Annotated in this window: 21 protein-coding genes; 13 read left to right on the forward strand and 8 right to left on the reverse strand. The window is 67.0% G+C overall.

Translation table 11 applies throughout. The features are described from left to right. The first annotated feature begins 3 nt into the window (after positions 1-3). The 5 genes from SLQ31_RS18770 to SLQ31_RS18790 all read left to right on the forward strand — a co-directional run bounded on the left by SLQ31_RS18770 (position 4) and on the right by SLQ31_RS18790 (position 5,138). Positions 4-942 (forward strand): ABC transporter permease, encoded by a 939-nt coding sequence (locus SLQ31_RS18770; protein WP_319435507.1) that lies wholly within the window; start codon positions 4-6, stop codon positions 940-942. Then, positions 939-1,817 (forward strand): ABC transporter permease, encoded by an 879-nt coding sequence (locus tag SLQ31_RS18775; protein ID WP_319435508.1) that lies wholly within the window; start codon positions 939-941, stop codon positions 1,815-1,817. The genes SLQ31_RS18770 and SLQ31_RS18775 overlap by 4 nt, the downstream gene beginning before the upstream one ends. A gap of 9 nt (positions 1,818-1,826) precedes the next feature. After that, positions 1,827-2,975, forward strand: coding sequence for an aromatic ring-hydroxylating dioxygenase subunit alpha (locus SLQ31_RS18780; protein WP_319435509.1), 1,149 nt, complete (start codon positions 1,827-1,829; stop codon positions 2,973-2,975). Between the two features lie 154 nt (positions 2,976-3,129). Further along, on the forward strand, positions 3,130-4,290 hold the full coding sequence (locus tag SLQ31_RS18785; RefSeq protein WP_319435510.1) for an ankyrin repeat domain-containing protein: 1,161 nt from the start codon (positions 3,130-3,132) through the stop codon (positions 4,288-4,290). Next, a complete protein-coding gene (locus SLQ31_RS18790) occupies positions 4,287-5,138 on the forward strand; it encodes a patatin-like phospholipase family protein (protein ID WP_319435511.1) in 852 nt (283 codons plus the stop codon). The genes SLQ31_RS18785 and SLQ31_RS18790 overlap by 4 nt, the downstream gene beginning before the upstream one ends. Here the strand turns inward: SLQ31_RS18790 and SLQ31_RS18795 are convergent. The 3 genes from SLQ31_RS18795 to lpqV all read right to left on the reverse strand — a co-directional run bounded on the left by SLQ31_RS18795 (position 5,119) and on the right by lpqV (position 6,968). Next, positions 5,119-6,117 (reverse strand): patatin-like phospholipase family protein, encoded by a 999-nt coding sequence (locus SLQ31_RS18795; protein WP_319435512.1) that lies wholly within the window; start codon positions 6,115-6,117, stop codon positions 5,119-5,121. The genes SLQ31_RS18790 and SLQ31_RS18795 overlap by 20 nt on opposite strands. A 91-nt stretch (positions 6,118-6,208) precedes the next feature. Further along, positions 6,209-6,391, reverse strand: a complete 183-nt coding sequence (locus tag SLQ31_RS18800; RefSeq protein WP_319435513.1) for a hypothetical protein — start codon at positions 6,389-6,391, stop codon at positions 6,209-6,211. Between the two features lie 145 nt (positions 6,392-6,536). Continuing rightward, positions 6,537-6,968: a lipoprotein LpqV gene (gene lpqV, locus SLQ31_RS18805; RefSeq protein WP_319435514.1), complete on the reverse strand. Its 432-nt coding sequence runs from the start codon at positions 6,966-6,968 to the stop codon at positions 6,537-6,539. A 116-nt stretch (positions 6,969-7,084) separates the two neighbouring features. Between lpqV and SLQ31_RS18810 the strand changes: the two genes are divergently transcribed. Further along, positions 7,085-7,657, forward strand: a complete 573-nt coding sequence (locus SLQ31_RS18810; RefSeq protein ID WP_319435515.1) for a cysteine dioxygenase family protein — start codon at positions 7,085-7,087, stop codon at positions 7,655-7,657. Between the two features lie 4 nt (positions 7,658-7,661). Then, positions 7,662-8,063 (forward strand): rhodanese-like domain-containing protein, encoded by a 402-nt coding sequence (locus tag SLQ31_RS18815; protein WP_319435516.1) that lies wholly within the window; start codon positions 7,662-7,664, stop codon positions 8,061-8,063. Here the strand turns inward: SLQ31_RS18815 and SLQ31_RS18820 are convergent. Genes SLQ31_RS18820 through SLQ31_RS18830 form a run of 3 tightly spaced genes read right to left on the reverse strand, consistent with a single transcriptional unit; the run spans position 8,048 to position 11,613 of the window. Then, entirely contained in the window at positions 8,048-9,772 is a 1,725-nt protein-coding gene (locus SLQ31_RS18820; protein WP_319435517.1) for an alpha/beta hydrolase, read from the reverse strand. The genes SLQ31_RS18815 and SLQ31_RS18820 overlap by 16 nt on opposite strands. Positions 9,773-9,781: 9 nt before the next feature. Then, a complete protein-coding gene (locus tag SLQ31_RS18825) occupies positions 9,782-10,567 on the reverse strand; it encodes an enoyl-CoA hydratase (RefSeq protein WP_319435518.1) in 786 nt (261 codons plus the stop codon). Continuing rightward, positions 10,564-11,613 (reverse strand): enoyl-CoA hydratase/isomerase family protein, encoded by a 1,050-nt coding sequence (locus SLQ31_RS18830; RefSeq protein WP_319435519.1) that lies wholly within the window; start codon positions 11,611-11,613, stop codon positions 10,564-10,566. The genes SLQ31_RS18825 and SLQ31_RS18830 overlap by 4 nt, the downstream gene beginning before the upstream one ends. 225 nt (positions 11,614-11,838) lie before the next feature. On the opposite strand from SLQ31_RS18830, the gene SLQ31_RS18835 reads away from it, so the two are divergent. Next, positions 11,839-12,687: a Bax inhibitor-1/YccA family protein gene (locus tag SLQ31_RS18835; protein WP_319435520.1), complete on the forward strand. Its 849-nt coding sequence runs from the start codon at positions 11,839-11,841 to the stop codon at positions 12,685-12,687. A gap of 357 nt (positions 12,688-13,044) precedes the next feature. Then, complete coding sequence (locus tag SLQ31_RS18840; RefSeq protein WP_319435521.1) at positions 13,045-13,728, forward strand: hypothetical protein; 684 nt, start codon at positions 13,045-13,047, stop codon at positions 13,726-13,728. A gap of 35 nt (positions 13,729-13,763) precedes the next feature. Here SLQ31_RS18840 and SLQ31_RS18845 read toward each other — a convergent pair whose 3' ends face one another. Beyond that, positions 13,764-14,981: an acetyl-CoA C-acetyltransferase gene (locus SLQ31_RS18845; protein ID WP_319435522.1), complete on the reverse strand. Its 1,218-nt coding sequence runs from the start codon at positions 14,979-14,981 to the stop codon at positions 13,764-13,766. Positions 14,982-15,025: 44 nt separating this feature from the next. After that, positions 15,026-15,991 carry an SGNH/GDSL hydrolase family protein gene (locus SLQ31_RS18850; protein ID WP_319435523.1) on the reverse strand — a complete coding sequence of 322 codons (966 nt, stop codon included), beginning with the start codon at positions 15,989-15,991 and terminating at the stop codon, positions 15,026-15,028. Between the two features lie 189 nt (positions 15,992-16,180). Here SLQ31_RS18850 and SLQ31_RS18855 point away from each other — a divergent pair, with 189 nt between their 5' ends. The 4 genes from SLQ31_RS18855 to SLQ31_RS18870 all read left to right on the forward strand — a co-directional run bounded on the left by SLQ31_RS18855 (position 16,181) and on the right by SLQ31_RS18870 (position 20,163). Then, on the forward strand, positions 16,181-17,245 hold the full coding sequence (locus SLQ31_RS18855; protein WP_319435524.1) for an alpha/beta hydrolase: 1,065 nt from the start codon (positions 16,181-16,183) through the stop codon (positions 17,243-17,245). Between the two features lie 33 nt (positions 17,246-17,278). Continuing rightward, complete coding sequence (locus SLQ31_RS18860; RefSeq protein WP_319435525.1) at positions 17,279-18,673, forward strand: cystathionine beta-synthase; 1,395 nt, start codon at positions 17,279-17,281, stop codon at positions 18,671-18,673. A 148-nt stretch (positions 18,674-18,821) separates the two neighbouring features. Then, positions 18,822-19,553, forward strand: a complete 732-nt coding sequence (locus tag SLQ31_RS18865; RefSeq protein WP_319435526.1) for an RDD family protein — start codon at positions 18,822-18,824, stop codon at positions 19,551-19,553. A 13-nt stretch (positions 19,554-19,566) separates the two neighbouring features. Further along, positions 19,567-20,163 (forward strand): RDD family protein, encoded by a 597-nt coding sequence (locus tag SLQ31_RS18870; protein WP_319435527.1) that lies wholly within the window; start codon positions 19,567-19,569, stop codon positions 20,161-20,163. Position 20,164 lies beyond the last annotated feature (1 nt).

Below are 20,164 nucleotides of genomic sequence, written 5' to 3' on the forward strand. Positions count from 1 at the left end.
CCGGTGACCCTCGCGGAGGTCGAGGCCCCAGCCAAGCCGCTGCCAAAGCGGACACGTAATCGTGGGCTCTGGCCCCTGCTGGCCATGCCGGGCGTCGTCTGGCTGCTGCTGTTCTTCCTCGCCCCGCTCTACGTGGTGCTGGCCATCGTCTTCGGCCAGATCGACCCGATCTTCCGCACCTCGATTCCGGTGTGGAATCCCTTGGAGTGGGACCCTTCTCAGTTCACCTACGTCCTGACCCACATCGTCGGGGAGAACGGGGTCTTCGGGCCCGCGCTGCTGCGCACCGCGCTTTACGTCGTGCTGGCCAGCGTGCTGTGCCTGCTGATCGCCTTCCCGGTGGCCTACTACACAGCGCGGCTCTCGGGCCGGTGGGCCGGCGTGCTGATCGCGGCGTTGATCGCACCGTTCTGGATCAGCTACATGATGCGAATGCTGGCCTGGGTCAACCTGCTTCAGGACGACGGCATGGTCAATCGGCTGTTCAGCCTCGGTGGCCTGTTCGATGTCAACGTGCACTGGCTGACCGGCCAGCCGGTGGTGGTCGTGCTGGGCCTGGTCTACGGCTACGTGCCGTACATGATTCTGCCGCTGTATGCCGGGCTGGACCGGCTGCCGCAGTCCACCCTGGAGGCGGCCAGGGATCTGGGGGCCAACCGATTCGAGTCGTTCTGGCGGGTCACGCTGCCGATGTGCCGGCCGACGATCGTGGCCGGCATCCTGCTGACCTGCCTGCCCATGCTCGGCGACTACTTCACCTCCGACATGCTGTCGGCCTCGCCGAAGACCGCGATGGTCGGCAACCTCATCAACGACAGCGTGCAGTCGCCGGGACAGACCGGGCAGGCCGGTGCGTTCGTGATGCTGGTGCTGCTTGCCACCGTGCTGCCGATGTTCTACTACGTGCGGGTCACCGCGCGCGGGGGCGAGGTGTCCACATGAGAGGTCCGATCGCCTGGTGGAAGGACCCGTGGCGGCCGCCGCGCATTCTGCGGGCGGTCACCCTCGGCTATCTGGTGTGGTCATTGCTGCCGGTGCTGATCGCGGTCGTCTTCTCCTTCAACGACGGCAGGTCGCGGACCAACTGGCAGGGCTTCTCGTTTCGCTGGTACTGGGGTGACGCGACCAAATCGGTGTGGCATGACGCCTCGCTGCACACTGCCCTGCTGCAGACGCTGAAGCTCGGCGTGATCACCACACTGATCACCGTGCCGCTCGGCGTGCTGTTCGCCATCGGCATCGACCGCTGGCGGGGGCGGCTGCCCGCCGGCGCCAACCTGTTGATGCTGGTGTCGTTCGTGGTTCCCGAGGTGCTGCTGGCCGTCGCGCTGCTGTTCGTGGTGACCTCGCTGGCGCTCCCGATTGGACTGGGCACTTCCGCGCAGGTGATCGGGCTGGTGACTTTCCAGATCGCCTACCCAGCCGTGCTCGTGCGCGCCCGGCTGGCCACTATCGGCAACCAATATGAGGAAGCGGCAATGGATTTGGGCGCCTCGCCGATGGAGGCGTTGCGACGGGTGACGGTGCCGATGTTGTTCCCGGCGATCTTCGCCAGCACGGTGTTGGTGTTCGCCGACGTGATCGACGACTTCGTCCTGGTGCGCTACCTGTCCGGGAACGCCTCGACCGAGCCTGTCTCGGTGAAGATCTACAACACCGCCCGTGCCGCGCCAACCCCGGCGCTCAACGCGCTGGCCACCCTGCTGCTGTTGGCGGCCTTGGTCGCGGTGACCGTCGGATATCTGGTGTATCGCCGGATGACTCGCGGCGACGACTCCGCCGGTGCCGGGATTGCCGCGTTCGCGGGCGAGGCCTAGTCTGACTGTATGTTCAAACAGACCCCGGCGCCGGTGCCTGCCGGCGATCTCGCCGCTTCCCTCGCGCCGTTCGGGCAGTCCCGAATGCTGCCGCGGGAGGCGTATGTCGACGCCGAGGTCTTCGAGTGGGAGAAGCACAACATCTTCTCCGGCTGGCACTGCGTGGGTCACGCCAGTGACCTGGACGGCGTGGGCGCCCAGAAGGCCGTCGGCTCGGGCGCCAACGGAACCTTGCTGGTGCGCGGCGACGACAACACGGTGCGCGCCTTCGCCAACGTGTGCCGCCATCGCGGCCACGAGCTGCTGGCGTGCGGTGCCACCGCCAAGCGGCGCGGCATCGTCTGCCCGTACCACTCGTGGTCGTACAAGCTCAATGGGGAACTGCGCAAAGCACCGCTGTTCGACACGATCGACGGATTCGACCCCGGCCAGTTCGGCCTGGCCGAGCTACGGCTCGTGGACTGGCACGGCTACCTGTTCGTCGACCCCAGCGGCAGCGACGTCGATTTCGACCAACACGTCGCCGGCATGGACGACGTCATCGGCCCGTACCGCCCAGAGGATCTGACCGTGGTGGCGCGGCACTCCTACGAGCTGGCGACCAACTGGAAGGTGATCGTCGAGAACTACCAGGAGTGCTACCACTGCTCGACGATTCACCCCGAACTGTCCAAGATCAGCCCGCCCACCAGTGGTGAGAACCTCAACCTGCCCGGCGACTGGATCGGCGGCTGGATGGGCATGATCGACGAGGCCGAGACCATGTCGCTGAGCGGCCGCAGCGGAGGCGTGGCGATCAAAGGCCTGTCCGAACAGGAACTTCGCACCGTGATGTATCTGGTCGGATTCCCCAACCTGTTGGTGAGCCTGCACCCCGACTACGTCATGACGCACCTGATGACGCCGATGGCCGTCGACCGCACCCACGTGGAATGCGCCTGGGCGTTCCCGAAAGAGGCGTTGGAGAAGCCCGATTTCGATCCGTCCTACGCCGTTGACTTCTGGGACCTGACCAACCGGCAGGACTGGACGGCATGCGAATCGGTCCAGCGGGGCCTAAGTTCCCCGCACGCCCGCCCAGGGCCGCTCGCTCCCGACGAGGACGGCGTCTACCAGTTCGTCACCCGGGTTGCCCGGGCCTACAACGGGTCTCGCTGAACGCCGCTGTGGCTGGTAACGTGCGGTTGGGCGTGCAGGATCGCCCGACGTCCGCTCGAAGAGGCTCAGCCTCCCTGCTTGTGACCACTGATACCTGACCGACCTCCTTCTCGGCCCGGCTTCGCGGACGCAGGGCACGTGAGAGGAGGCCGTCATGGCCAGCACCCTGCCCGACAACCCGTCCCTCGAGCGGCTGCGCTCGCAAGCCCGGACCCTGCAACGCAGCGACCCGGCACGCTTCCGGTTGCACGACGCGCAATTCGCCGTCGCCCGCAGCTACGGATTCAAAAGCTGGCCAGCGCTTGTCGGGTATCTGGCGATCGCCCGGGAACTCGCGGTGGACCCCGGTGCGGTCAAGGACGACGCCATGGGAATGGCCGACCGGTTCTGCTCGCTGTCGTCGTTGCGCTACGACGAGAACGACGCCCCGCCACGCTGGCACGCGGCCACCGAACTGCTCGAGGCGAATCCCGATGTGCCGCAACACCATGTGTGGGCCGCGGCCTCGGCTGCCGACCCGGTGGCGTTACGCCGCCACCTCGAGGCCCAGCCCGATCTGGCCGCCACCCCGGGCGGCCCATTCGGCTGGGTTCCGCTGCTGTACCTGTGCTACTCGCGGATTTCCTTGCCGCGCAACGAGGATGATGTACTCGCGGCGACGGTCTCGCTATTGGACGCCGGCGCTGACCCGAACTCCGGCTATCTGTGGCGGGCCATGGCGACACCGTTCACGGCGCTCACCGGGGTATTTGGCGAAGGCGAGCAGGGGCCGGGTCGTCAACCGCGCCACCGGTTCGCGCCGGCCCTGGCGCTGCTGCTCTTGCAACGCGGCGCACACCCCGTCGACCAGCAGACCCTCTACAACCGGATGTTCCGCCCCGACGACTCGCACTTGGAGCTGCTGTTCGACCACGGCCTCGCCGATGCTGGACCGAGTCCATGGGAACGCCGCCTGGGTGAGGCGATGGAAACCCGTCACCAGATGTGGCAGCGCCAGATCGACTGGGCCGCCGAACACGGCTTCGCCCAGCGATTGGCGCTGTTGGCCGGTCACGGAATCGACATCTCAGGCGCCGACCTGGTCGAGCAAGAGTTTCCCGACGATCCGAACATCCGCGACGACGAGGGCGCCACGCCGCTGCACCACGCGGCCTGGAGCGGCGACCTTGACCTGATTCGCCGGCTCCTCGACGCAGGAGCTGACCCGAGCCTCGTCGACCTCCGCTTTGGGACGACCCCATTGGGCTGGGCACAGCACGCCCACCAGACCGACGCCGCCGACTACCTCGGCAGCTGGCAGACTCGCACGCTGTGACGACGAAACGAGCCCTGATCCTGGCCGGCGGCGGCCTTGCCGGCATCGGCTGGGAAACCGGCATCCTGCAGGGGATCGCCGACGAAGCCCCGGACACCGCGCAGGCGCTGCTGGACTCCGACGTCCTGGTCGGTACCTCGGCCGGCTCCACCGTCGCCGCGCAGATCAGCAGCCCGCTGTCACTGGCGGAGCTCTTCGAAACCCAGACCGGCGATACTTCCTCCGAGATCGACTCCGGCGCCGATTTCGATGCGATCACCGCGCTGTTCCTCTCTGCGGTGGCCCAACCCGGTGACGTCCGAGAGAAATTGCTGCGCATCGGCACTGTCGCGCTGAACGCGCCGACCGTCGCCGAGCCGGTCCGAAGGAAAGTCATCGAGGGGCGGCTGCCTGCGCACAACTGGCCCGCACAAGATCTGCGCATCACCGCGATCGACACCGCGACTGCGGAATTGGTGGTGTTCGATTCGTCGTCCGGGGTGGAACTGGTCGACGCGGTGGCCGCGAGCTGCGCGGTGCCCGGTACCTGGCCACCGGTCACCATCGGCGGCCGGCGCTACATGGACGGCGGCGTCACCAGCTCCGTCCATACCGCCGTGGCCGGCGACTGCGCGACGGCCGTGGTGCTGGTGCCGGCGAGTGAAACCACGCCATCGCCGTTCAGCAGCGGCACCGCGGCCGAGATCGCGGCCTTCAGCGCACGGACCTTCGCCATCTTCGCCGACGACGAGTCGCTGGCGGCCTTCGGCCCGAACCTGCTCGACCCGCGCTGCCGGCGCCCGTCAGCGCTGGCCGGACGCGAACAAGGACGCCGGGTGGCTGCCGCGGTCACGGAGTTTCTGCAGTGAGAGTGTTGCGGTAGCCGTCCAAGGCTTTGGCGGCAAGCTCGCGCCCGAGGTCGATGACCTCGGCGGCACGGTGGAATTCCAAACTGCGGCAAGCGGTTCGAGGTATTTCGATGAGTAGATCGGGCGGGTAGGCCGCCATCTGATGGCGAGCAAGGGCGGCCTGCGCGATCTCGATGGTGCGGTTCATCACCGCGAAGCTGCCGAGCTTGGGGATCGGGGCTTCCAGATCCTCGGCGGCGTCTTCGGACTCCGAACCGGTGCCGAACCGGCTCAACATCGAGCGTGCCGCGGGGGTGTCGAGAATCGAGCGCGCGGCAGTGGTGTCCATGAGTCCTGACGTACTGCGCAGCAGCCGGCCGAGCCATTCGACGCTGGCGCGGGCCTCGGGATCGGCCGGCGCGTTCTCGTCGTCGGGAGCGGGCCCGGACAGGCTGACCGCGATGGTCACATCAGCGTTGACCGCGGAGATCGGCGCCATCGGCAGCGGATCGAGGATCCCGCCGTCGGCCAGCAGTCGGCCGTCGAGCACATACGGGGCGATCACGCCGGGGATCGCGATCGAGGCGCGGATTGCGGCGTCGATCGGTCCGCGTTGCAGCCACACCGATTTGCCCGCGATCAGGTCGGTGGCCACCGCGGTGTAGGGGATCGGCAGGCTTTCGATGGTGGCCTCGCCGAGGATGTCGCGCACCGCGTCGAGAATCTTCTCGGCGCGCAGCACGCCGGCGGCGGTGATCGACGGGTCGAGCAGGCGCAGCACGGCCCGCTGCGTCAATGTCTTGGCCCAGTCCGAGAATTCGTCGAGCGACCCGGCGGCGTGCAGGCCACCGACCAGTGCCCCCATCGACGAGCCGGCGATACCGACGACTTCGTATCCGCGGCTTCGGAGTTCGTTGATGACGCCGATGTGCGCATACCCCCGCGCGCCGCCACTGCCGAGGGCAAGTGCGACTCGTCCAGTGGGGGATTGGTCGGCCATCGCTCCATTCTGCTCACCCTGGGCAAGCCGGAACGACGAAGGGCACCCCTTGCGGGGTGCCCTTCGGTCGGTGCGCGTCGTCGCGCGCCGGCTAGTCGCGCTGGACTGCGTCGATGGTGCCGACCTTGTCGGTGCCCACCGTGTATCCCAGCGAGTCGAATGTGTGGCGGGCGTCACCGGACCCGCTAGGGGCGGCGGTCGCAGGAGCGGCCAAGCCGATAACGACCGCGCTCATCGCGGAACCCAGCAGGGTTGCGATTGCGAACTTGGTCATGTCGATTGCCTCGTCTTCTTCTTGTTCTTCCAGTTACAAGGGTGTAAACCGCGAGGTCAGACAATTAATTCCACTGGCAGGAACTGAGTGGCGACTGGCAGGAACTCGTCGTCGAGGTGACTTTTGCTAACCGTGATTGGAACGCTCAGCAGCCGCCCTCGGCGGCCGCCCGGACCGCGACGATCACCGCGGCCTGCTGCGCTGCCGACAACTGGCCCCACGTGCTGTTGAACGTCGGTGGGCCGGCGGCCGCGGTGGTCTGCAGTTCCTTGAGGAACGGCTCGACCAACGTCGTCGGATCACCGCCCTTGGCTTCCATCCACGTCTTGGTGGCCATGCAGGCCTGCGCATATTGTTCTTCAGTCGATTCTGCGGGCACGTCAATTCGGGTGGTCACGCCGCCCGGCGACGTCCCCACGCTGCCCGACGGGGGCGCCGCCTCGGTCGAGGATTGCGCGCTACTCGACGGTGCGGGTGTCGTGGAGGTGTTGTGCCCGCCGCCGCCCGATGAGCACGCAGTGAGCGCCGCGGCCACGCCCGCGACGGCGAACAGGGAGCGACATCGGTACCCGCGCATGGAATCAATCTATGCAACACTGGCGGCCATGACGGAGCGCACCGGGTTTCGGGAGTGTTGTCGGTACTAGCCGACCCCCCGATTTGCCCCTGCAATCTCGCCGAAAGTCCCTCGTCATGCCGTATTCGGGTGCTGCCCTTTCCCTTGCCACTTTTCCCTCCACCGCTCCAGCGGTATCCGCGCCGACCCGGTTGCGGTTGCCCGACCTGTTGCGCGCCACCGACCAGTACGCCGATGAGGTGCTGCGCGGTCAGTTCAACGACTTGTTGCCCGCCGGTGGAGCCCCGGCCGACGAGCGCTGGTTCACCCGGCTCCATGCCGATGAAGAGCTCGACGTGTGGCTGATCAGCTGGGTGCCTGGCCACTTCACCGAACTGCACGATCACGGCGGATCGCTGGGTGCGCTCACGGTCCTTTCTGGTGCCCTGCACGAATATCGTTGGGACGGTGAGCGATTGCATCGCCGTCGTCTCGACGCGGGGGATCAGGCCGCGTTTCCGCTGGGCTGGGTGCACGACGTGGTCCGCGCGCCGACCGTGGCTCCCGTCGTTGCGCCGCCTACCGCGGCGACGCTGAGCGTGCACGCCTACTCGCCCCCGCTGACCGCGATGTCGTATTACGAAGTGACTGAACGCCACACGCTGCGCCGCACGCGCACGGAGCTGACCGACGAACCTGAAGGACAATGATCCGATGAGCAGTCGAATCGATCGGATCCTGGCCGTCGCGAGGGAGCGGCTGCGCCGATTGGAGGCCAGCGAAGTCCCGGCTGCCCTGCGTCGCGGTGCGATTCTCGTCGACATCCGCCCGGCGGCCCAGCGCGCTGTCGAAGGGGAGACGACGGCCGCGCTGGTGATCGAGCGGAACGTGCTCGAATGGCGGTGCGACCCGACCAGCGATGCCCGGCTGCCCCAAGCGAAAGACCACGACGTCGAATGGGTGGTGTTGTGCTCGCAGGGCTATACCTCGAGCTTGGCCGCCGTCGCCTTACTGGACCTCGGTCTGCACCGGGCCACCGACGTCATCGGTGGATATGAGGCGCTGGTCGAGGCAGGCGTGCTCGATGAACTGACGCCGACTTACTCCGGCGCCTGAACGATTCCGCGCAGCCGATCCGTCTTCTCTGCCGTCCACCCCGGTGGCTGCAGGATCGCCGCCCACGCGTTGACCACGTCGCGCACATAACGGTGCCCGTGCCCGTCGGGCACGTCGACGGCCACCGCCATGTCCGCCGATACCTGTAGGAACGTCACGATCGGAATCCAGTACATGTCCTCGGACACGTCGTAGCCGCGCGGTTCGCGCAGCCAATCCGGTTCGGAGAACAGCAGATTCGGGTTCCACCAGCTGATCGGGTCCGAGGCGTGCTGCAGGTAGACGATCCGCGGGTAGGCCCACGGTTTGTCGGGGCGGCCCAGGTTGTCCGGGCGTGCGGCGAAGCGGATGTTCTGGCCGTCGTCGAAGATCGGTAGCCACATCGGCGAGCCGTCGTCGCGGTTGACCGTGACGTCGTCCCACATCGTGTTGTTGAACGTCGGGCCGGAGAACAGCGCCCCGTTGGTGCGGGCGATGATGTTGTTCGGGCTCAGGAACGGCGCCTCACCGCCGAAGGAACCCAGGCTCTCGCCGAACACCACGATCTTGGGCCGCTGGGCCTCGGGCAGCGCGCGCAACCGGGCGTCGACCGCCTCGAACAGCGCCTGGCCGGCCTGGCGCGCGTTCTCCTTGTCCACCAGGAACGACAGCCAACTCGGCAGGAACGAGTACTGCATGCTGACGATCGCGGAGTCGCCGTTGTACATGTACTCCAGCGCGGAGGCTTCGGCCTCGTTGATCCAGCCCGTGCCCGTCGTCGTCGCGACCGCGATGACCTTGCGCTTGAATCCGCCTTCCCGCTCCAGTTCCCGGGCGGCGAGGTCGGCGGCCGCCCTGATGTTCTTGGCGGAGTTCTTACCGGCGTAGGCACGGATCGGTTCGACCCCCGGCGTGCCGTTGAATTTCGTGAGCTGCTCGACGGTGGGGCCGCCGGCGACGAAGACCCGACCCTGATGGCCCAACGTATCCCAGGCGACCAGCGAGCCCGGCCCGCCCGAGCGCAGCGGCGTCGTGGGCGCCGGATTGTTCGGATCCATCTCGTCGTTCACCGACGCGAAGGTGCTGTTCAGGAAGCTCATGCCGCCCCTGACCACGATGCCGTTGAGCAGGGCGATGGTCAGGCTCAGCAGTATTGCGACCACAACCACGAACGAAACACGGGGTGGGGCAAAACGATTCAGCTGGCGTACGAGATATCTGACGAGTTTGCCGACCAGCTGGCCGATTTCGACGAACACGAACAACGCGATGACGCCGATGAGCCCGGCTTGTGGGTAGTTGAACCACTTCAGCCGTGGCACGCCCATCAGGTCGCGGACGTGGTCCTGCCAGACGTGAAACCAGTAGATCGTGAAAACCAGCCAGATGGCGCCGACGACGACGAGCACCAGCCAGGCCCACCGCGGCGGGTGCGGGCTGGAGGGCCGCGACAACATGAAAGTCACCAGCCACACGGCGAACACGCCGAGTCCGTATCCGATGGCACCGGCGGCGCCGCTGACCAAACCCTGAAACAACGGTCCGCGCGGCAGCAGCGACGGGCTGAGCGAAAGGCCGAGGAACAGCAGACCCATCGCGGTGCCGGTAAAGGTGTAGCGCCGTTGCCACCAGTCCGGTTTGGGCTCGGGTTGTGGCTGCGGCGTGGGGGGCTCTTCGGTGGCGACCGCCGATTCGGTGGGTTCTGGCTGCTCCGGCTCGGCTGCGCTCACGACAGCACCTTAGCGGTGCGTGAAGTCCGGAGTGCGCTTCTCCGTGAAGGCGGCCATACCCTCGGTCTGGTCATCGGTGGCGAAGGCGGAGTGGAAGAGTCGGCGCTCGTAGAGCAGGCCCTCGGTCAGGGTGGATTCGAAGGCCCGGTTGACGGCTTCCTTGGCCATCCGCGCGGCCGAACGCGACATCTGCGAGATCGTCGTCGCGACGGCTTTGGCCTCGGTGAGCAGCTCGTCGGCGGGCACTACCCGCGACACCAGGCCGCTGCGTTCGGCCTCGGCGGCGTCGATCGTGCGACCGGTCAGGATGAGGTCCATCGCCTTGGCCTTGCCGATCGCGCGGGTCAGCCGCTGCGAGCCGCCCATGCCGGGCAGCACGCCCAGCTTGATCTCGGGCTGTCCGAATTTCGCGGTATCGGCGGCGATCAGCACGTCACACATCATCGCCAGCTCGCAGCCGCCGCCAAGGGCGTAGCCGGCGACCGCCGCGATCGTGGGGGTGCGGACGGCGGCAAGCTTGCTCCAGGCTGCGAAGAAGTCGGCGTCGAAGACCTCCGAGAACGAGAGGGTGGCCATCTCTTTGATGTCCGCGCCGGCGGCGAACGCTTTTGCGCTGCCGGTGATGACGATGGCACCGATACCGGGATCGGCGTCGAATTCGGCGGCGGCCGTGGTGACCTCGACCATCACCTGGCTGTTGAGAGCGTTGAGCGCCTGGGGGCGGTTGAGCGTGATGGTGCCGACCCGCTCGTCTCGGTCGACCAGGATGGTTTCAAAGCTCGTTTGGGGGCTCACTTGTGCTCCTCGAAGGTCAGGTCCGGGTCGGCCGGCGCGAAGTACTGTTCGACATCCTCGTCGGTCACCGCCGCCAGCGACGGCGGGTTCCATGTCGGGTTGCGATCCTTGTCCACGAGCTGCGCGCGGATGCCCTCAACGAGATCGTGGGAGTCGAGCGACGCCGAGGACACCCGGTACTCCTGCACCAGAACGTCTTCCAGAGTGTCGAGCCCGGCGGCACGCCGCACCGATGCCAGCGTGACGGACGCCGCGATGGGGGAGCGCGACGCGATCAGGTCCGCGGCCTTGCGGGCTTCGTCTTCGTCGTGGTTGCGCAGGGCGGCGACGATGTCGGCGATGGTCTCGCCCGCGTAGCACTCGTCGACCCAATGTCGCTGGGCCAGAAGGTGACTCGGCGGCGGATCGGTGGCGAACGCCGTGACGGCCGCGTCCACGCCATCGGCGACGATCGCGGCGATGAACGCGTCGAGCGCCTCGTGCGGGACGTAATGATCGGCGAACCCGAGCGCGATGGCGTCGGCCGCAGCGAACGGGACGCCCGACAATCCGGCGTGCAACCCGAGCCCGCCGGGTGCCCGGGACAACAGGTAGGTGCCGCCGACGTCGGGAATGAAGCCGATGCCGACCTCGGGCATCGCGACCTTCGAGGTGTCGGTCACCACCCGCACGCTGCCGTGCCCGGCGATGCCGACACCGCCGCCCATCACGATGCCGTCCATGATCGCCACATACGGCTTGGGGTAGCTGCCGATCTGTGCGTTGAGGCGGTATTCGTCGAGCCAGAACTGACGGGCTTGGGCGCCGTCGGCGCGGGCGCTGTGGTAGATCGCGACGACGTCGCCGCCGGCGCACAGGCCGCGTTCACCTGCGCCGGTCAGGACCACCGCGCGCACGCTGTCGTCGTCCGCCCAGTCGGTCAGCGCCTTGGCGATGATCGTGACCATGTTGTGGGTCAGCGAGTTGATGGCCTTCGGGCGATTGAGCGTCAGGAAGCCGATGCCACCGTCGACGCGGGTCAAGACTTCGTCGGATTCAGCCGTCACGACAGCGAGGTCCTTCCGGTCGCTAAAAGGTTGGATGTCCTACCAATCTCAGGTGGAAAGTACCAGGCCGATCAGGATCGTCACCCGCCGGATGCCGTCCACAGGTAAGGTCAGGCTTCGTAGCGCCGGACACGCCGGGAAGCATGTTGTGGACTTCCTGGGAACCGGTTCCGGTCGCCGTTCGTTGACGGTGCGTTACGCGACTTCCAGGAGAGGATTCCGACGGTGCGGGAGACCAGCAACCCGGTATTTCGTTCGCTGCCCAAGCAGCAGGGCGGATACGCACAATTCGGTACCGGCGCCGCCGGTGCCCAGCAGGTCGCCTACCAGGCTGACCCCTATACCGCGCAGTACCAGCCGCAGACCGGCGTCTCGCGGCCCATGACGATCGATGACGTCGTCACCAAGACCGGCATCACCCTGGCTGTGCTGTCCGTCGTGGCCGTCATCTCCTACTTCTTGGTGTCGGCCAACATGGCCCTGGCCATGCCGTTCACCCTCGTTGGTGCGCTTGGTGGCCTGGCCCTGGTGCTGGTCGCCACGTTCGGGCGTAAGCAGGACAACCCCGCCATCGTGCTCAGCTACGCGGCGCTGGAAGGCCTGTTCGTCGGCGCCGTCTCGTTCATCTTTGCCAACGTCATCGTGTCCGGCGCCAACGCCGGCGTGATGATCAGCCAGGCGGTGCTCGGCACCATCGGCGTGTTCTTCGGCATGCTCGTGGTCTACAAGACCGGCGCCATCCGGGTGACCCCGAAGTTCACCCGCATGATCGTCGCGGGCATGGTCGGCGTGCTGGTGCTTATCCTCGGCAACTTCGTGTTGGCGATGTTCGGTGTTGGCGGCGGCGAAGGCCTCGGCCTGCGCAGCGGTGGCCCGATCGCCATCATCTTCTCGCTGTTCGTCATCGCGCTCGCGGCGTTCAGCTTCCTGATCGACTTCGACGCCGCGGACCAGATGATCCGCGCCGGCGCGCCGGAGAAGGCGGCCTGGGGCGTGGCCCTCGGCCTGACGGTGACGCTGGTCTGGCTGTACCTGGAGATCCTGCGACTGCTGTCGTATTTCCAGAGTCGCTAGCTGCTCTCGCGCACAAAGCCCCGGCCATCACGGCCGGGGCTTTGTCGTATGCGGGGGAGCGTCGAGTCAGACGTCAGCGCTAAGGCCATGCCTGTTTCGTCGCAACCAGGTCTGACTCGATGCGCTGTGGATGGGTGAATACCGGAATCCGCGGCGTGCGCGACCCTCGTGAAGATGCAACGTGTATTCATCGGGACTGAGGCTGTCGCTGCAGGTGAGCTGACCAAGTACCAGCTTCGAGCACACTGTCGGCGCATCTTCCCCGACGTGTACACGTGCGCAAGAGGAGGAACCGGCGAGCTGTCGGTTGCGGACCGGGCAGCCGCCGCAGTTCTCTGGTCTCGACGTCGCGCGGTTGTGACCGGACTGACTGCCTCGGCGCTACACGGAGCGAAATGGGTCGACGCGTCGGCCCCGATTGAGCTCAACTATCCGAACAACAAGGCACCGTCGGGGATCATCAGCCGCGCCGAGAGGCTGCTCGACGACGAAGTGCGTCGCCTACATGGATTACCGGTCACCACCTTGCCGCGCACGGCGTTCGACCTTGCGCGGCGCGGACCGGTCAGACAGGCGGTGGCCCGGGTCGATGCGCTCGCAAACGCCACCCTTTTGAACATCGACGATGTCCTCGGTCTCGTGCCTCGCCATGCCAATGTCGGTGGAATTCGCCGAGTATCCAAGGTGCTCGACCTCGCGGACTCTGGGTCGCAATCCCCGAAGGAGACCTGGTTGCGACTGCTGCTGGTCGCGGCCGGATTCCCGCGCCCCGAGACCCAGATACCAGTGCTCAGGGATGACGGTCGGTCGTACTACTACCTGGACATGGGCTGGCGCGATGTGATGGTCGCAATCGAATACGACGGCGAGCAGCATCGTCTGGATCGCAGCGTTTACCGCAACGATCGGACCCGATCGGAGTACATCGCCGACATCGGTTGGCGGCGGATCAGAGTGGTCGCCGGCGACCGAACGGCAGAGATTGTGGAACGAGCCAGGCGCGCAAGGGAATTGAGTCAGACCTCAGAGCGACGACGTTGAAGCAATCGCCACTCTGAGGTCTGACTCGATGCAAATTAGGACAGCCGCTCGAGGACCATGGCCATGCCCTGGCCGCCGCCGACACACATCGACTCGATGCCGAAGGTCTTGTCGTAGGTGGTCAGGTTGTTCAGCAGGGTGGCGGTGATGCGGGCGCCCGTCATACCGAACGGGTGGCCCAGCGCGATCGCTCCACCGGACACGTTCAGCTTGTCCTCGTCGATGCCGAGCTCACGGGCCGAACCGAGGACCTGCACGGCGAACGCCTCGTTGATCTCGACCAGGTCGATGTCAGAGATTGTCTTGCCCGCCTTGGCCAATGCCTTCTTGATGGCTTCGATCGGCCCGAGGCCCATGATCTCCGGCGACAGCCCGGACACCCCGGTGGAGACGATGCGCGCCAACGGCGTCAGGCCGAGTTCCTTGGCCTTGGTGTCGCTCATGATGACGACCGCGGCGGCGCCGTCGTTCAGCGGACAGGCGTTACCGGCGGTGATCGTGCCGTTGGGCCGGAACACCGGCTTGAGCTGGCTGATCTTCTCGTAGCTGGTGCCCGCGCGCGGGCCGTCATCGGTGGAGACGACCGTGCCGTCGGGCAGGGTCACCGGCACGATCTCGCGCTCGAAGAAGCCCGACTTGATGGCCTCTTCAGCACGGTTCTGCGAACGAACGCCCCAGTGGTCCTGGTCTTCGCGGCTGATACCGGTGAACAGCGCGACGTTCTCGGCGGTCTGCCCCATCGCGATGTACACGTCGGGGATGTGGCCGTCGTTGCGGGGATCGTGCCACTCGTCGGCGCCGGCACTCTGCGCCAGGGTCCGCTCCTGCGCCTCGGCGAAGAGCTCGTTCTTGCTGTTCGGTGCGCCGTCGGCGGCACCGACACCGAAACGGGAGACCGTCTCGACACCGGCGGAGATGAAGATGTCGCCCTCGCCGGCCTTGATCGCGTGGAACGCCATCCGCGTGGTCTGCAGCGACGAGGAGCAGTACCGGTTGACGGTGGTGCCAGGAAGGAAGTCGTAACCGAGTTCGACGGCCACCGCGCGGGCGATGTTGTAGCCGGCCTCACCGGCGGGCTGGGCGCAGCCCATCATGAGGTCGTCGATATCGCGCGGGTCCAGCGACGGGACCTTGTCCAGCGCGGCGCGGACCATCTGGGCGGCCAGATCGTCCGGGCGCATGGTGGCAAGGGAACCCTTGACCGCACGACCGATCGGCGAACGGGCAGTGGAAACGATGACAGCTTCGGGCATGAGATGGCTCCTCGGGAGGTATGCGGTGACGACTGCACACGAACCTAGCTCGCGGGCACCACGATCGGTGCGGGGACCCCGGTGGTCTTCCTGCGGAGCAGCCTCATCAGCGGTCCGAGCCGGTCGGTCAACGCCCGTACCTCCGAGCGGGTGGCCCATGGCAGGTCGGGGACGGTAGCCCCCGTCCACTCGCCGAGCGCATGGCACAGCGCGGGCAACAACTGGTTGGCGGCCAACGCATATCCGACCGCCGACGGGTGATAGCGGTCCTCGGAGAACATCACCTCGGGCGCCTGCCGGAAGTTCGGCGAGAGCAGGTCGGCCAGCGGCACCGGAAGGCCACCGGCGGCGCGCACCGCGTTCGCCTGCGCGCGGGCCAGTCGCAGTCCGCGCGAACGAGCGGTCCACCGCAGCGGCTGCGGGATCTCCTTGATGACCCCGAAATCCGGGCAGGTGCCGACGACCACTACCGCACCGGAGGCGCGCAGGCGCTGCACTGCCGCGCCGAGTCGGTGCGCCGACGCGGTGAGCCCGTTGAGGGCGGTGATGTCGTTGGCGCCGATCATGATCACCGCCGCGTCCGGCGGGGGACCCGCCACGAACATGGCGTCGACCTGACCTGAGAGGCCCTTCGACGTCGCGCCGACGATCGCCTTGGTCGAGAGCCGGATCAACTTTCCCGACTCCTCGGCCAGTCCCCGCGCGATCAGGACCCCGGGCACTTCGTCGGCGGTGCGGCAGCCGTAGCCGGTCGCCGTCGAGTCCCCGAACACCATCAGATGAAGGTCGAAGGGCACGCCGCGTTCCCAGCGCTGGACCGGCCCGCCGCCGGGCGCGTAGACACCGTCGGCGCGAGGTGGCACGGCCCACGATTTGGGGATGACGTTGCGGACTTGATCCGCCTGACCGCTGAGCAAACTGCGCGCGCCCAGTACGGCGGTCCCGGTGGATGCCAGAACCCCCGCCGCTGCCAGTGCCGCTGTCGACTTTCGCGAAGCGCGTATGCCCACCGCACCAGTTTAGGTGCTGCTCGGGCGGGAATCTGGTCGCGACAGTGGCCCCGCGATTACGGAGAGGTATCGGATCCGGTAAGAAATCAACTCGTTAGTTGTTGTAGGTAATACGCGTGGCAAGCTAAGTCACCGGGCTTCGCTCGATCGCCCGGGACACGTATCTACATTGGCGTAGGGAGTGTTGCGATGACCGCACCCAGTAAGGTCCGGGCCTCGGCCCCACATGGTGTCAATGCTGGCAGCGGGCCTGCGCAAGGGCGAAGCCCGCGCCGCTACCCGGTCAGCGACGGCGCACCGGTCGAGGTCATCGAGAGCGGCCCCAGCGTCGCCGCGCGGCTGGTCTCGATGGGCACCCGCGTCACGATGTGGCCCACGCTGGCTGTGCTCAGCCACGTCCCGCACTGGCCATGGCCATTCGGCCTCGTCGACTTCGTCGCCCGGGCGTTGCTGCCCACCCCCGGCACTGTGCGCGCCACCATCGGGCTGCCCAACGCTTCCGCACAGTTGATCCGCGCGCCCGGCGTGTTGCCCGCTGACGGCCACCGCCGCGTCGTGCTCTACATGCACGGCGGTGCGTTTCTGACCTGCGGTGTGAATTCCCACAGCCGGATCTCGGTCGCGCTGTCGAAGTTCGCCGACTCCCCGGTGCTAAGCGTCGACTACCGATTGATTCCCAAGCACTCCATCGGCAATGCCGTCGACGACTGCTACGACGCCTATCAGTGGCTGCGCACGCGCGGTTACGAGCCCGACCAGATCGTGCTGGCCGGCGACTCCGCGGGCGGCTATCTGGCGCTGACGCTGGCGCAGCGGCTGCAAGCCCTCGGTGAAGAGCCCGCCGCGCTGGTGGCCATCTCGCCGCTGCTGCAGCTCGACCACGAACAGAAGCTCACGCACCCGAACGCCCACACCGATGCGATGTTCCCGCCCAAGGCGTTCGACGCCCTGGTCGCGCTGGTCGCCAAGGCGGCCGCCAAGAACATCGTCGACGGCGAGCCCGAGGGCGTGTACGAACCGCTCGACCACATCGAGCCGGGACTTCCGCGCACCCTGATCCATGTGTCGGGCTCGGAGGTCCTGCTGCACGACGCCCGGCTGGCGGCGCGCCGGCTGGCCGCCTCCGGCGTGCCCACCGAGGTGCGGGTGTGGCCTGGCCAGATTCACGACTTCCAGCTCGCCGCTCCGCTGATCCCGGAAGCAAAGCGTTCGTTGCGCCAGATCGGCGAGTACATCCGCGAAGCGACCGGCTAACCACCCGGGCCCGCGGCCTGACACCATGTAGGCATGCGAATCGCGGCCCATATCAGCGAGCTGATCGGGAACACCCCACTGGTCCAACTGAACTCCGTCGTTCCGGAGGGCTCCGGGTTGGTCGCCGCCAAGATCGAGTACGTCAGCCCTGGCGGTAGCGCCAAGGACCGCATCGCCGCCAAGATGATCGACGCGGCCGAAGCCAGCGGCGAACTGAAGCCCGGCGGCACGATCGTCGAACCCACTTCGGGCAACACCGGTGTCGGGCTGGCCCTGGTGGCGCAGCGCCGCGGGTACAAGTGCATCTTCGTTTGCCCCGACAAGGTCAGCGAGGACAAGCAGAACGTGCTGCGCGCCTACGGCGCCGAGGTCGTCGTCTGCCCGACGGCCGTGGCGCCCGATCACCCGGACAGCTACTACAGCGTCTCCAACCGGCTGGTCAGTGAGATCGACGGCGCGTGGAAGCCCGACCAGTACTCCAACCCGAACGGGCCGGCCAGCCACTACGAGACGACCGGTCCCGAGATCTGGGCCGACACCGACGGCAAGGTCACTCACTTCATCGCGGGCGTGGGCACCGGCGGCACGATCACCGGCGCCGGGCGCTACCTCAAGGAGGTGTCGGGCGGCAAGGTGAAGGTGATCGGCGCCGACCCGGAGGGCTCGGTGTACTCCGGTGGGACCGGCAGGCCCTATCTGGTCGAGGGCGTCGGCGAGGACTTCTGGCCGTCCGCATACGACCCGTCGGTGCCTGACGAGATCATCGCGGTCTCCGATGCCGATTCCTTCGACATGACCCGGCGGCTGGCCCGCGAGGAAGCCCTTCTGGTCGGCGGCTCCTGCGGGATGGCCGTGGTCGCCGCGCTCAAGGTGGCGCAGGAGGCGGGTCCGGATTCGCTGGTCGTGGTCCTGCTGCCGGACGGCGGGCGCGGCTATCTGTCGAAGATCTTCAACGACGGTTGGATGTCGTCCTACGGCTTCCTGCGCACCCGCCTCGACGGTTCGGTGGTCGAGCCGACGGTCGGGGATGTGCTGCGGGGCAAGTCCGGTGCGCTGCCCGACCTGGTGCACACCCACCCGCAAGAAACCGTGCGCGACGCGATCGGCATCCTGCGCGAGTACGGCGTCTCCCAGATGCCGGTCGTCGGCGCCGAACCCCCGGTGATGGCGGGTGAGGTGGCCGGCAGCGTGTCGGAGCGGGAACTGCTGTCCGCGGTGTTCGAAGGCCGGGCCAAGCTCGCTGACGCCGTCTCGGTGCACATGAGCCAGCCGCTGCCATTGATCGGGTCGGGGGAGTTGGTCAGTGCGGCGGCGAAGTCACTTCGGGACTGGGATGCGCTGATGGTCGTCGAGGACGGCAAGCCCGTCGGTGTGATCACCCGCCACGACCTTCTGGGCTTCCTGTCCGACGCTCCGCGCCGACGCTGAAATTGTTGCCTGAGCAAATATTTACCCCTGGTTAACGCCCCGATATCTCGGTCGGATCAAGATTCCGCTTTATCGCGATGCGCAGGTACTTCTCAGGTACATTTATGCCGCTTCACCTCAGGTGATCACTGAAGAAGTGGAAGGCGCCATGACCGAACAACCGCCGGGTCCCCCGCCGGGGAACTACCCCCCGCCGCCGCCCCCGGGTGGCTTCCCGCCTCCGTCCGGCGGTGGCTATTCACCACCGCCCCCGCCCGGCAGCTATCCGCCTCCTCCGCCGCCGCCGCAGGGTGGCTATCCGCCTCCGCCGCCCCCGCAGGGTGGCTATGCGCCGCCCCCTCCCGGCGCCGGTTACGGGCCACCGCCCCCCGGGCAGCCGATCCCTCCGCTGCCGCAGGCTGCGTACACCTCCTGGTTCACCCGCGTTGTCGCGTGGCTCATCGACTACGTCCCGGCGTACATCATCTTGGGCATCGGCGGCGGCGTACTGGCGGCCACTCAAGAGACCGCCTGCGTGACCGACTCATCCGACTACAACCTCGGTGAGTTCTGCGCGACGGGCGCCTCGACGGCCGGTCAGACGGCGCTGGCGATTTCCGGTGTGATCGCGTTCGCGTTCGTGGTCTGGAACCTGGGTTATCGCCAGGGCACGACGGGCTCGAGCATCGGCAAGTCGGTCATGAAATTCAAGGTGGTCAGCGAAAAGACCGGGCAGCCAATCGGTTTCTGGTTGTCCCTGGTGCGTGAGGTGCTTTATCTCCTCGCGTCGTACGTGTGCTTCGGCATTGTCTGGCTCGTCGCCGTCCTGTTCCCACTCTGGGACACCAAGCGGCAGTCGCTGGCCGACAAGATCATGACAACCGTCTGTCTCCCGCGCTAAGACAAGGACATCGATGACGCAGCCGCCCCCGCCGCCCGGTAACTACCCGCCCCCGCCGCCACCGCCGCCGGGCAGCTATCCACCGCCCCCACCGGGCAACTACCCGCCGCCACCGCCACCCGGTGCCGGCGCATTTCCCAAGGACGCGTACACCCCGTGGATCAAGCGGGTCGGCGCCTACATCATCGACATCATCCCGATCGCGATCCTGTCCGGCGTCGGACAGGGCCTGTCGCTGGCCACCGGGGAGAACAACTGCACGTCAAGCAGCGGCGACAACACCTATGGCGTGTACTGCACGTCGCAGCCGTCGGCGCTGGGACTGATCCTGTCCTTGGTGTTCGGGCTCGCCGCGATCGCGTTCTGGCTGTGGAACTACGGCTACCGTCAGGGCACGACCGGCTCGAGCATCGGCAAGTCCGTGCTCAAGTTCAAGGTGATCAGCGAGAAGACCGGCCAGCCGATCGGTTTCGGACTGTCGATCGTGCGCCAGATCGCCCACTTCGTCGACGCGATCATCTGCTACATCGGCTTCCTGTTCCCGTTGTGGGATGCCAAGCGACAGACGCTCGCCGATAAAATCATGACGACGGTCTGCGTGCCGCTCTGAC

This window comes from Mycobacterium sp. RTGN5, assembly GCF_033804465.1.
GTDB lineage: Bacteria > Actinomycetota > Actinomycetes > Mycobacteriales > Mycobacteriaceae > Mycobacterium.

Coding starts and splice junctions, on each gene's coding strand:
- SLQ31_RS18870 (WP_319435527.1), top strand. CDS start 19,567: ATGACGCAGCCGCCCCCGCCGCCCGGTAACTACCCGCCCCCGCCGCCA.
- SLQ31_RS18855 (WP_319435524.1), top strand. CDS start 16,181: ATGACCGCACCCAGTAAGGTCCGGGCCTCGGCCCCACATGGTGTCAAT.
- SLQ31_RS18860 (WP_319435525.1), top strand. CDS start 17,279: ATGCGAATCGCGGCCCATATCAGCGAGCTGATCGGGAACACCCCACTG.
- SLQ31_RS18845 (WP_319435522.1), bottom strand. CDS start 14,981: ATGCCCGAAGCTGTCATCGTTTCCACTGCCCGTTCGCCGATCGGTCGT.
- SLQ31_RS18775 (WP_319435508.1), top strand. CDS start 939: ATGAGAGGTCCGATCGCCTGGTGGAAGGACCCGTGGCGGCCGCCGCGC.
- lpqV (WP_319435514.1), bottom strand. CDS start 6,968: ATGCGCGGGTACCGATGTCGCTCCCTGTTCGCCGTCGCGGGCGTGGCC.
- SLQ31_RS18865 (WP_319435526.1), top strand. CDS start 18,822: ATGACCGAACAACCGCCGGGTCCCCCGCCGGGGAACTACCCCCCGCCG.
- SLQ31_RS18810 (WP_319435515.1), top strand. CDS start 7,085: ATGCCGTATTCGGGTGCTGCCCTTTCCCTTGCCACTTTTCCCTCCACC.
- SLQ31_RS18795 (WP_319435512.1), bottom strand. CDS start 6,117: ATGGCCGACCAATCCCCCACTGGACGAGTCGCACTTGCCCTCGGCAGT.
- SLQ31_RS18800 (WP_319435513.1), bottom strand. CDS start 6,391: ATGACCAAGTTCGCAATCGCAACCCTGCTGGGTTCCGCGATGAGCGCG.
- SLQ31_RS18785 (WP_319435510.1), top strand. CDS start 3,130: ATGGCCAGCACCCTGCCCGACAACCCGTCCCTCGAGCGGCTGCGCTCG.
- SLQ31_RS18780 (WP_319435509.1), top strand. CDS start 1,827: ATGTTCAAACAGACCCCGGCGCCGGTGCCTGCCGGCGATCTCGCCGCT.
- SLQ31_RS18815 (WP_319435516.1), top strand. CDS start 7,662: ATGAGCAGTCGAATCGATCGGATCCTGGCCGTCGCGAGGGAGCGGCTG.